The organism is Aquimarina sp. AWH4_224 (genome assembly GCF_056160245.1).
Genome location: NZ_JBSWWU010000004.1, coordinates 40237 through 52138, shown reverse-complemented (window position 1 = coordinate 52138; position 11902 = coordinate 40237). Strand labels below are relative to the sequence as shown.

Annotated in this window: 10 protein-coding genes; 6 read left to right on the top strand and 4 right to left on the bottom strand. The window is 36.7% G+C overall.

Annotated elements, in window-relative coordinates; genetic code table 11:
- Positions 1-12: 12 nt before the first annotated feature.
- From ACXAGJ_RS09135 to ACXAGJ_RS09120, 4 genes are read right to left on the bottom strand one after another with little or no spacing between them, the layout of a single operon-like run.
- The gene (locus ACXAGJ_RS09135; protein ID WP_474839116.1) at positions 13-594 is read right to left on the bottom strand and encodes a 5-formyltetrahydrofolate cyclo-ligase; all 582 of its coding nucleotides are present in this window, start codon (positions 592-594) and stop codon (positions 13-15) included.
- Complete coding sequence (locus tag ACXAGJ_RS09130; protein ID WP_474839114.1) at positions 587-1567, bottom strand: succinylglutamate desuccinylase/aspartoacylase family protein; 981 nt, start codon at positions 1565-1567, stop codon at positions 587-589. The genes ACXAGJ_RS09135 and ACXAGJ_RS09130 overlap by 8 nt, the downstream gene beginning before the upstream one ends.
- Positions 1568-1572: 5 nt before the next feature.
- Positions 1573-2445 carry a 30S ribosomal protein S6--L-glutamate ligase gene (rimK, locus tag ACXAGJ_RS09125; RefSeq protein WP_474839112.1) on the bottom strand — a complete coding sequence of 291 codons (873 nt, stop codon included), beginning with the start codon at positions 2443-2445 and terminating at the stop codon, positions 1573-1575.
- Entirely contained in the window at positions 2445-2873 is a 429-nt protein-coding gene (locus ACXAGJ_RS09120; RefSeq protein WP_073316216.1) for an ATP-dependent zinc protease family protein, read from the bottom strand. The genes rimK and ACXAGJ_RS09120 overlap by 1 nt, the downstream gene beginning before the upstream one ends.
- A 171-nt stretch (positions 2874-3044) precedes the next feature.
- Between ACXAGJ_RS09120 and uvrC the strand changes: the two genes are divergently transcribed.
- The 6 genes from uvrC to ACXAGJ_RS09090 all read left to right on the top strand — a co-directional run bounded on the left by uvrC (position 3045) and on the right by ACXAGJ_RS09090 (position 11900).
- Entirely contained in the window at positions 3045-4844 is a 1800-nt protein-coding gene (uvrC, locus tag ACXAGJ_RS09115) for an excinuclease ABC subunit UvrC (RefSeq protein WP_474839110.1), read from the top strand.
- Positions 4844-7129, top strand: coding sequence for a patatin-like phospholipase family protein (locus tag ACXAGJ_RS09110; protein WP_474839108.1), 2286 nt, complete (start codon positions 4844-4846; stop codon positions 7127-7129). The genes uvrC and ACXAGJ_RS09110 overlap by 1 nt, the downstream gene beginning before the upstream one ends.
- A 171-nt stretch (positions 7130-7300) precedes the next feature.
- A complete protein-coding gene (locus ACXAGJ_RS09105; protein WP_474839106.1) occupies positions 7301-8458 on the top strand; it encodes a homogentisate 1,2-dioxygenase in 1158 nt (385 codons plus the stop codon).
- A 160-nt stretch (positions 8459-8618) separates the two neighbouring features.
- Positions 8619-9758 carry a 4-hydroxyphenylpyruvate dioxygenase gene (hppD, locus tag ACXAGJ_RS09100; RefSeq protein ID WP_474839104.1) on the top strand — a complete coding sequence of 380 codons (1140 nt, stop codon included), beginning with the start codon at positions 8619-8621 and terminating at the stop codon, positions 9756-9758.
- 396 nt (positions 9759-10154) lie between these two features.
- A complete protein-coding gene (locus ACXAGJ_RS09095; protein WP_474839102.1) occupies positions 10155-10934 on the top strand; it encodes a DUF3108 domain-containing protein in 780 nt (259 codons plus the stop codon).
- Positions 10935-11900, top strand: a complete 966-nt coding sequence (locus ACXAGJ_RS09090) for a tryptophan 2,3-dioxygenase family protein (protein ID WP_474839100.1) — start codon at positions 10935-10937, stop codon at positions 11898-11900.
- The last annotated feature ends 2 nt before the right edge of the window (positions 11901-11902 follow it).

Below are 11902 nucleotides of genomic sequence, written 5' to 3'. Positions count from 1 at the left end.
CTTTTTAGTTCCTTATTGTTTATTTTCTTTATTGAATTTGAATATCTCGGATGGGGTAACACAAAAATCTAAGGGTACATCCTCTGAAGTACTATCTTCGATCTTATCTTCTGGCGGAAAAAATGAAAGTCCAACTTTCAGTGTATTTGGATGACAACTCTCTAGAAACCTATCATAAAATCCTTTGCCATATCCCACTCTATTTCCATTTCGATCATACGCCAACAGTGGAATAAAAACGACTTCTATTTGGCTGTTCGCAATCGGTATTCCATCCACAGGCTCGGGAATTCCCAAAGAATTTACTTTTAAAGGGGTAGTATCTGTGAGTAAAAAATTTTCCATGGTATAGGTTTCAAAATTGCTTTTTGAAACGACCACATGTTTATCTTTTCCTTGTAAAATATGTAATACAAATTCTGTATTTAACTCCTTTTGCTTTTGTATGGGTAAGAAGATATGATAAAAGCTACTGTCCCATATCGGAAGCTCTAATGCCTTGTTGGCAATATCCATACTCATTGTATCGATCTCATCGGCACTCAATTGGGATCTTAGCGTTTTATATTTTGACCTCAACGCCTTTTTATTCATCTTCTAGGGCTTTGGTAATTCTAAATATCGCATCTCCTTTGTACACAATCGGAGCTTCATTTACATTAATTACATACCCATCATTACTTGCCTTTACCACATGTCTCATTTTTCCGTAGGGATCTGTAATAGTCGCCAGAATCTCCCCTTTTTCAACATGCTTGCAAATCGGTATTTTAATATGCAACAATCCGCTGTATTTGGCCCGCATCCAAAAACTCTTATTAATCACAATACTTTCGGCATGTGCCTCTGGCACTTCAAAAGTAGGCTTCAGCATTTCTAGGTGATTAAGAATACGCATCACTCCTTTTACACCTTCTACCGCAATATCCTTGCTACTGTTTTGAGATTTCCCTCCTTCAAATAACAAAATGTCTATGCCTTTTTTGGCACAAGTTGATCGATAAGAACCTTCCAGATTTTTGGAATACAGGATAAAAGGGGCATTGAAAACTTTGGCCAAAGCTACTAATCGTTCATTCTTTTGGTCTACCCGAATATGCGGGGCATTAAATCGACTCGCTCCACCAGTATGAAAGTCCAAACAAAAATCTACCGAAGGAAGAATCTCATTTACGAATTGATAGGCAAATCTACTTGCCAACGAACCATTTTTGGTCCCCGGAAAAACGCGATTTAAATCCCTTCCATCAGGAAAAAATCGGTCCATATTCAAAAACCCAAATACATTAAGTACCGGGATACATATAATGCTTCCTATTGCTGGTTTGTTGATTTTCTTGGCAATAATTTGTCGCACCACTTCAACTCCGTTTATTTCGTCTCCATGAATTCCTGCTGTGATTAAAACCGTTGGACCTGGTTTTTTTGAGCGTTCTATAATAATCGGAATTTCTACTTTGGTCGACGTATATAACTTGGCAATATTAAAGTTGATCGTAGTACTTGTTCCTAGTGGCACCTCATTTCCTAAAATGCGTAAAATATCTTTTTCCTTGCTTTGTGTCATGTATCTTATACGCTTCTTTCTATATATTTAATGATCGCCTTTGCGATATCCTTACCGGTCGCCCCTTCAATTCCTTCGAGACCTGGAGACGAATTTACCTCCAAAATCAACGGTCCTCGGTTACTTTGCAGTAAATCTACACCGGCAACTCCCATTTTCAAAGATTTGGCCGCCAAAATAGCAGCTTGTTCTTCGTGTCGACTCAATTTAATCAATTGAGCGGTACCTCCCCGATGCAAATTGGATCTGAACTCTCCTTCTTTACTTTGCCGTTTCATTGCACCAATCACTTCTCCATCTACAACAAACGCTCGAATATCTGCTCCTTTGGCTTCCTTTATAAATTCCTGAACAATTACTCGTGCTTGTAATCCATTAAAAGCCTCTAGCACAGATTCCGCAGCAGTAGTGGTTTCGGCCAGAACCACTCCTAATCCTTGAGTCCCTTCAAGCAGCTTAATGATCAAGGGAGCTCCCCCTACATGAGATATGACCTCAGAAACATCTTTGGAATAATTGGTGAACACTGTTTTAGGAAGTCCAAGACCTGCCTTTGAAAGTATTTGTAAGCTTCTTAGTTTATCTCTGGATTGAACCAGCGCCTGCGATTTCAAAGTGGTAAACACATTCATCATTTCAAACTGTCGTACCACCGCAGTACCATAAAAGGTAATCGAGGATCCAATTCTTGGGATCACCGCATCGACATGATCGAGACGACGACCACGATAATAAATCTCTGGCTTTTGCCGCTCTATAACAATATCACAATTAAGTGGATCGATAACCTGAACATTGTGTTTTCTTTTTACCGCTGCTTGAACAAGTGCATTGGTCGAATACAAACTCGCACTACGCGACAAGATCTTGATATTCATTACAGTTTTTGATTATAACTCTGATTTTCTAATTGAGGATCTACCAAAAATTTTCCGCTCAAGAACCTACGCCCAATAAGCAATGGAAAACGCATATCGTCCCTTGGGGATAGGTTTAAAGTTATTGGATAGGTTTTTTCGAATACTGTAATTTGTGTTCTGATCGCATACCGCATTTCTACCTTACCGGTACTACTTTTTACTGCAGAGATATCATAATTTTTAAATGTAAATTTCTTACCATTATACTCAGGATGTGTAGCATCCAGAAAACTACATTGTAATGTTTGATCAATCTCTTTTATTGCAACGCAATGAATAGAAGAAGTATACGCTCCTGTATCGACTTTGGCATCGATATCATTTAATTCGAGTAGCGGGAAATCCACCTTATCCGTCCTGCCAATTATTTTCTTTTCTTTTTTCAAAAAAACTGAATTGGAATAATAGGACTACTAATGTAATAAAAATCGGGTTGTATTGTACAGAATTAAGTATTTTTAATAAAAACCCTTGTGATTAGGTAGGATTTAACAAAAATTAAACCTTAAAGATATAGGTACGAATCTAGGTAAACTATTAAATTTACCCTTCGGAATATGCAACAACCCTCACTAGACATACAGATCAAAACCTTACCTAATTTACCAGGGGTATATCAATACTACGATAAAGATGATAAACTGTTATATGTAGGTAAGGCCAAAAATCTTAAGAAAAGAGTATCCTCGTATTTTACCAAAAATCACAACAACTACAAGACCAAAGTATTGGTCAAAAAAATTCGGACGATCAAACACATTGTAGTGGATACCGAAACCGATGCTTTACTTCTTGAAAACAATCTGATCAAAAAGTATCAGCCCAGGTTTAATGTGATGCTCAAGGACGATAAGACCTATCCATGGATTTGCATAAAAAAAGAGCGATTCCCTAGAGTATTTCAAACTCGAAACCTGATCAAAGACGGTTCTGAGTATTACGGGCCTTACACCTCGGTGAAGACGGTACAAACCTTATTAGAGTTGATCCGTGGGCTATATCCTATAAGAACCTGCAACTATGATTTGTCTCAGGATAAAATCGATGCAGGAAAATACAAAGTATGCCTAGAATATCATTTAGGAAACTGTAAAGGACCTTGTGAAGGGTTACAGGAGGAAAAAGAATACAACGACAACCTCAATGCTATACGACAGATTATAAAAGGGAACTTTAAAGAATCCTTGTCAGGCTTTAAAGAACAAATGGTTGATCATGCCTCCAAAATGGAATTTGAAGATGCCCAAAGCATCAAAGAGAAAATTGACGTTTTGGAAAAATATCAGGTTAAATCTACTGTAGTAAATCCAAAGATCAGTAATGTTGATGTGTTTTCGATCCTGTCTGACGAATCGTATGCTTATATCAACTTTCTTCAATTGTCTTATGGTGCCATAATTCGATCTCACACTACCGAAATCAAGAAAAAATTAGAAGAATCAGACAAAGAACTTTTGGAACTAGCCATTATCGAGATTAGACAGCGCTTTGGTTCTACATCCAAGGAAATATTTGTGCCTTTTGATGTTAATGTGGGAGAAGAGATTAAAATCACCATCCCTCAACTAGGAGATAAGAAGAAAATTGTAGACCTCTCTTTAAGAAATGCCAAATACTATCGCCAGGAGCGGTTCAAGCAAATAAAAATCATTGATCCGGATCGGCATGTAAAACGATTGATGGCCCAGATGAAAAAAGACCTTAGATTGCCAGAAGAACCTAGGCATATCGAATGTTTTGATAACTCCAATATTCAGGGAACTAACCCTGTAGCCGCGTGTGTGGTTTTTAAGAATGGTAAACCTAGCAAGAAAGAATATCGAAAATTCAATATCAAAACTGTAGAAGGGCCTAATGATTTTGCTTCTATGGAAGAGGTAGTGTATAGAAGATATAAACGACTGTTAGACGAAGAACAACCACTACCACAATTGGTCATTGTAGATGGTGGTAAAGGACAGTTATCCTCAGGATTAAAAGCCCTTGATACTTTGGGGTTACGCGGTAAAATCACCATTATCGGAATTGCCAAACGACTTGAAGAAATTTATTATCCGGGGGATTCGATACCACTCTATCTGGATAAGAAATCAGAATCGCTTAAGGTGATACAGCATTTACGTAATGAGGCACACCGATTTGGGATTACTTTTCACCGACAAAAAAGAAGTAAAGCTGCTTTGAATACCGAGTTAGATGATATTTCAGGTATCGGAGAAAAAACAGTAGTCGAATTACTAAAGCATTTTAGATCGGTTAAACGAATACAGGAAGCCACAAAGAATGAGCTTGCTCAAGTAGTAGGAGATTCTAAAGCAACCAAAATATATAATTACTATCTTTCTAAAAAAGAATAATGGTGACCCATACCCACACCCCTTCCCATTTTCTGCTTAGCGTACTGTTTTTTATAGTGCTCTTTACAGAAACATTATGGTCACAAACTACAGAAGTTCGAGATTCCCTAAGTCTTACCGACCAAGAGGATGTAAAAGTGGGATTGGTTTTAAGCGGTGGCGGTGCCAAGGGGTTGGCTCATATCGGTGCACTCAAGATTATAGAAGATGCAGGTGTACGTATAGATTATATTGGTGGTACCAGTATGGGAGCAATTGTTGGAGCACTTTATGCTTCGGGATATCGGGCCAAAGAACTAGACTCTATTTTTAGGTCTGTAGATTTTGATGCGTTTATCCAGGACCAACTTCCCAGGGATGCCAAAACGTTTTACGAAAAAGAAGATTCTGAAAAATACGCAGTCACCCTTCCTTTTGATAAGTTTAAAATTGGCCTTCCCAAAGGGCTATCAAAAGGGCAAAATTTTTACAACCAATTTTCACAATTTACGGCCCATGTGAATGATGTTCATGACTTTGATAAATTACCTATTCCCTTTTTCTGTATGTCGACAAATATCGAAACGGGAGAACAGGTTATACTCGATAAGGGGTATCTACCAGAGGCTGTAGCGGCTAGTGGAGCGTTGCCTTCCATTTTTAGCCCTATTGAGGTGAACGGAATATTAATGACAGACGGTGGTGTTTCTAACAATTATCCCGTTAGAGAAATTAAAGAAAAAGGAGCGGAAATCGTGATTGGTATAGACGTACAGGATTCATTGATGCCAAGGGATCAGCTCAATTCGGTAACCAATATCATGCTTCAGATTAGCAATTTCAGAACGATCAATGCTATGAAGGATAAAGTAGATGAAACCGAAATCTACATAAAACCTTCTATTATGGATTTTTCGGTAATGTCTTTTGATAGAGCCGACGAAATTATGGCTAGTGGTGAGAAAGCCGCTTTTTCCAACTATGAAACCCTGAAAGCTATTGCCGGAAGACAAAAAACTCCTAGACCAGATATTGAAATTCCTAAGAATGCTGAAACTTTACTAATCAACAGTTTGTCTATAACAGGAAACGAAAGATACACTCGTGCGTATATCAGAGGGAAATTAAAATTAAAAACACCATCTGTAATTTCTTACGACAAACTCAATGAAGGTATCAATAACCTTTCGGGAACCGGAAACTTTGATCGAGTAAGTCATCGATTAATTGATCATGAAGAAGGAAAAGAGCTTGCTCTTAATGTAAGAGAAAGCGAGAACAAAATGTTACTACGTTTTGCACTGCATTATGACGACTTATACCAAACCGCTGCTCTTGTGAATGTGACCCGCAAAAGTTTGTTATTCAATAACGATGTCCTCTCTTTGGATGTAGCTTTGGGCGATAATATCCGATATAATCTTGATTATTATATCGATAAAGGATTTTATTGGAGTACCGGACTTAAATATAGCTATACCAATTTTACCAAGGCGTTTGACTTTAGTTTTATCGGACAGTTTGGCGAAATCCCAAACCTCGGGATTAATACCATCGACATTGATTATACCGATTTTAATCTTCAATTCTATGCAGAAACTCTGTTGAACCAAACTTTCTCTGTTGGGTTGGGTGCAGAATATAAACGCCTACGGATTATTTCCGAAACTTTTGGCGAAGACGAAAACCAAATTCCTAGAACCGTTTTTGATGATAGTGATTACTGGAGTGCTTTTGGTTACTTCAAATTTGATACTTACGACAATAAATATTTTCCCTCCAAAGGAATCTTGTTTGAAGGAGATATCCATACCTATTTATTCTCTTCAGATTTTACCGACAGTTTCGACGAGTTCTCCATCGCAAAAGCACAATTGGGGTATGCTCGCCCTATTACCGATAAGATTTCGATGAATATTGCTTTTGAGGCAGGAACTAAAATTGGAAACAATGCGATTAATTCACTGGATTTTCTCTTAGGAGGTTTTGGTGCTAAAACCATTAATAATTTTATTCCTTTTTATGGCTATGATTTTTTGGGGATAACGGGAAGAAGTTTTATGAAAGGACTTGTTGCTGTAGATTATGAGATATTCAAAAAAAACCATGTGAATGTTGGAGCTAATTTTGCCAACGTAGGCAACAAATTATTTAGTACAGGCAGATGGTTTGAAGAACCCGAATTTACTGGTTACGCTCTTGGATATGGTCTGGATACCTTTGCAGGACCTATTCAGGTAAAATATACCTACTCCCCAGAAGTGAAAGAAAGCGAGTGGTTCTTTAGTGTAGGTTTTTGGTTTTAAGAGATTCTCACGCAAAAGAATAGAAATATTTCCGATATTTGTACTATTATGAGTTTGTTTTGGCAGGATTTATTACTACTGTTACATTACCTTATTAAACGTAATCCGGAATAAGGCCTACACTCTTTTTGTTTTAAAAAAAGTAGTGTTAATACCTTAAATAAAATCATCATGCCTTTTTATCATTCTTTAGGAACAATTCCACCTAAACGCCATACGATCTTCAAAAAGCCCGATGGCAATCTTTATTACGAACAATTATTTGGAACCATCGGTTTTGATGGCATGTCTACAAACATGTACCATTGTCATCGCCCTACTCAGGTAAAGGAAATCAAAGGGAGTTATAGTGTTGCTCCAAAAATCGCAATAGCCAACAATATCAAATCATATCGATTTCATGGTTTCAAAGTACAACCAGAAAAAGATTATTTACAAAGCAGAAAAAATGTATTGACCAATTCTGACGTAAGCATCATTTTGGCTGCTCCTCAAAATCCTACAACGGATTATTTTTATAAAAATACAGATGCCGACGAGCTTATATTTATCCACAAAGGAAATGGGAAATTTAGAAGCCACCTGGGTAACATCGATTTCAAATACGGAGATTATATTTTAATCCCAAGAGGAACCATCTATAAACTGGATTTTGACACTACAGATAACCGTTTATTTATTGTAGAATCAAGACGACCTATTTATACTCCAAAAAGATATCGCAACTGGTTTGGTCAATTGTTAGAACATTCTCCTTTTTGTGAGCGGGATCTTAGAGCCCCCTATGAATTAGAAACCAATGACGAAAAGGGAGATTTTTTGATCAAAGTAAAAAAACAGGATGAAATTTTTGATATGATCTATGCGACTCATCCATTTGATGTTGTAGGTTATGATGGTTTCAATTTCCCTTATGCTTTTTCTATACATGACTTTGAACCAATAACTGGTAGAGTACATCAACCACCACCAGTACATCAAACTTTTGAGACAGATGCTTTTGTGGTGTGTTCTTTTGTACCAAGATTATACGATTATCATCCGCAAGCGATCCCTGCACCATACAATCACAGCAACATCGATAGTGACGAAGTGCTCTACTATGTAGATGGTGATTTTATGAGTAGAAACGATATTGATGCTGGACATATTTCTTTACATCCCGCTGGAATACCTCATGGACCACATCCAGGAGCCGTAGAACGCAGTATTGGGCAGACCAAAACCGATGAATTAGCAGTAATGGTAGATACTTTTAAACCATTAATGGTTACTCAAGAAGCTATGGAAATTGCCGACGAAAGTTATCATAAATCATGGTTAGAGTAAAACCACAGAATAGTAAAACCATGCTTAATAATAGAATTGATATTACACCACATTTGCGAGCCATGTGGTAAGTTGTTTCTCATTTTTTAATCCTTATTGATTTGGAAATAATACCATTTCTGAATCTCATTATAACTATTAATTACGAAATAACAATATTATGTCGACCAATATAACACCACAGAATTTAGAAAAAGTAGTTCCACAAGCAGAAGATTTTTTGCCTTTGTTAGGAACAGATTATGTAGAACTTTATGTAGGTAATGCCAAACAGGCGGCCTATTACTATCAAACCGCATGGGGTTTTGAACCCATTGCCTATGCTGGACTAGAAACAGGAAAAAAGGACCGGGTTTCCTATGTCTTACAGCAAGACAAAATACGATTGGTTTTAACTTCTCCTTTGCAACCAGACGGTGAAATCAACAAACATATCAATGCTCACGGTGATGGAGTAAAAGTTGTAGCCCTTTGGGTAGATGATGCTACCAAAAGTTATAACGAAACTGTAAAACGTGGTGCTAAATCATACATGGAACCCAGAACTGAAGAAGATGAGCATGGAAAAGTTGTATTTTCAGGAATCCACACTTATGGAGAAACAGTGCACATTTTTGTAGAACGTAAAAATTACAAAGGCGCATTTTTACCGGGATATATGGCTTGGAACAAACCTTACAAAACAAAATCTGTAGGCTTGAAGTACATCGATCACATGGTTGGAAACGTGGGATGGAACGAGATGAACAAATGGTGTGAGTTTTATGCCAAAGTAATGGGCTTTGCTCAATTAGTTTCTTTTGACGACAAAGACATCTCTACCGAATATACTGCGCTTATGAGTAAGGTAATGAGCAACGGTAACGGGCGAATTAAGTTTCCAATCAATGAACCTGCCGAAGGGAGAAAAAAGTCTCAAATCGAAGAATATATAGAGTTTTATAATGGTGCAGGAGTACAACATATTGCTGTGGCTACCGATAATATCATAGAAACGGTTTCTGAACTTCAAAACCGTGGAGTGGAGTTCTTGACCGTTCCGGCAACGTATTACGATACAGTATTAGATAGAGTGGGTGAAATCGATGAAGATTTACAACCATTAAAAGACCTTGGTATTTTGATTGACCGTGATGATGAAGGATATTTACTTCAGATTTTCACAAAACCAGTGTTAGATCGACCCACCATGTTTTTTGAAATTATTCAAAGAAAAGGTGCACAATCCTTTGGAAAAGGAAATTTCAAAGCACTTTTTGAGGCCATTGAAAGAGAACAAGCCCAACGAGGAACTTTGTAATTATATCTGATTTTTAACATTTCGGATATTCTAATAAAGAGTGTTAATATCTTGAGAAAATTGAAAAATTATGGATTTTCATCTAAATTTTTGTTAAAATTCATAATAAAAAAACGTTTTCGTTTGATAATTATTCAAAAAAAGTTGATTTTTGTATTATGAGTGGAGTGGTTACCACTTATATCTAAAACAATAATTATTCTCATAATTTAAGTTTTTAGTTGGTTAATAAAAGTAAAAAAGAGAGCTGTGGTGGCTCTCTTTTTTGTTCTTTTTTATATTTTGATAACAATATTCATTTTTAAGTAATTACTTTTAATACTACTTTTGGAATATTTATTGTAATCATCTAGGGGTATAATACATTTTAGGTGAAACAATTATAATACCCAAACTATGAAAAAGCTTATCCTACTATTCATTGCCGTTTTAGCATTTTCTTCTGCTACAGCACAAGAGAGCCATCAAGCTTTTGAATCTGGAGAATGGTTTAAATTCAGAATCCACTATGGCTGGTTTACTGCAAGTTATGCCACCTTGCAAGTAAAAGATGAAACACTAAACGGCGTACCCGTTCATCATATTATTGGAGAAGGAAAATCATCGGGAGTCCTTAGTCTCTTTTTTAAAGTTGAAGACTTATATGAAACTTATATCGATAAAAGCGAGGTAAAACCCTATCGATTCATTAGAAAAATTAATGAAGGGGGGCATACCAAGGATATCGAAATCAACTTTGATCACAGTCAGAAAAAAGCACTTGTTTTTAATAAAAAGTACAATACCAAAGAAACTTTCCCTGTAAAATCCAATGTACAGGATATGATGTCTTCGTTCTACTACCTGAGAAACAGCATCAACACTACTTCGCTGAAAAAGGGTGACGAACAATTTGTAAACATGTTTTTTGACAATGAAAACTACCTTTTTAAGTTAAAGTTCTTAGGAAGAGAGGTTATTCGAACGAAAATGGGTAAAATTGCATGTTTAAAATTTAGACCTTTTGTACAAGCGGATAGAATTTTCAAAGAAGAAGAAAGTATGACCGTTTGGGTGAGCGACGACGATAATCGCATGCCGGTAAGAATTAAAGCCGACATCCTTGTAGGATCTATCAAAGCAGATCTGGATGCGTTCAAAGGTCTAAAACACCCTTTTAAAGTTGTTGTAGACTAAATGAGCGAACCGGTTAAGCCAGAAATTGCAGAAAAACTAAAGCAATTAGAAACTAAATTCAAGAACTCAGGCCAAGATCTGGGATCTTACCTTGATGGGTTACTTCATGATCGATATTTGACCTATTGGGATTACATCCATCTAGACACCTTGCTTAGTCTTCAAATCCCCAGGACTCATTTCCCTGATGAAGAAATTTTTATCACCTATCATCAAATAACTGAGCTTTATTTCAAACTTATTATTCATGAACTGAAGCAAATTATAGATGATAAATTACAGAATGCGGCTTTTTTTACAGCTAAACTCGATCGTGTAAACCGGTATTTTAGGGTATTGATTAACTCCTTCGATGTAATGATCAAAGGGATGGATCGAGATCAGTTTCTAAAATACAGAATGTCCTTACTACCTGCCAGTGGATTTCAATCTGTTCAATTTCGATTGATTGAAATTTACAGTACTCCTCTTGTCAATTTGGTAAATACCAAAGAAAGGGATCAATTTTCTGAACAAGATCCGTTGGGAGAGGTTTTTGAGCATCTCTATTGGAAATCTGGAGCTACCGATGCCGAAACCGGTGAAAAAACGCTTACTTTAAAGCAATTCGAATATCGATATACTCCTAGGATGATGCGTATTGCTAAACAAGTACAACGCTCAACGATTTTCCACAAATACCACGAACTACCAGAAAAAGAGCAAAATAATGTGCACCTTATCGAAGCATTGCGTACTTTTGACACCAATGTAAATATTAATTGGTTATTAATGCATATGGGTGCTGCATATAGGTATCTTAACAGAGATAAAGGTGAAGTACTTGCTACTGGAGGAACAAACTGGAAAAGTTTTTTACCTCCTAGTTTTCAAAGAATTATGTTTTTCCCGAATTTATGGAGTGACGAAGAGAAAGAAAACTGGGGGCAACAATGGGTAACTCATCAATTTAATACCAAACAATAAAA

Coding starts and splice junctions, on each gene's coding strand:
- ACXAGJ_RS09135 (WP_474839116.1), bottom strand. CDS start 594: ATGAATAAAAAGGCGTTGAGGTCAAAATATAAAACGCTAAGATCCCAA.
- ACXAGJ_RS09130 (WP_474839114.1), bottom strand. CDS start 1,567: ATGACACAAAGCAAGGAAAAAGATATTTTACGCATTTTAGGAAATGAG.
- rimK (WP_474839112.1), bottom strand. CDS start 2,445: ATGAATATCAAGATCTTGTCGCGTAGTGCGAGTTTGTATTCGACCAAT.
- uvrC (WP_474839110.1), top strand. CDS start 3,045: ATGCAACAACCCTCACTAGACATACAGATCAAAACCTTACCTAATTTA.
- ACXAGJ_RS09110 (WP_474839108.1), top strand. CDS start 4,844: ATGGTGACCCATACCCACACCCCTTCCCATTTTCTGCTTAGCGTACTG.
- ACXAGJ_RS09105 (WP_474839106.1), top strand. CDS start 7,301: ATGCCTTTTTATCATTCTTTAGGAACAATTCCACCTAAACGCCATACG.
- hppD (WP_474839104.1), top strand. CDS start 8,619: ATGTCGACCAATATAACACCACAGAATTTAGAAAAAGTAGTTCCACAA.
- ACXAGJ_RS09095 (WP_474839102.1), top strand. CDS start 10,155: ATGAAAAAGCTTATCCTACTATTCATTGCCGTTTTAGCATTTTCTTCT.
- ACXAGJ_RS09090 (WP_474839100.1), top strand. CDS start 10,935: ATGAGCGAACCGGTTAAGCCAGAAATTGCAGAAAAACTAAAGCAATTA.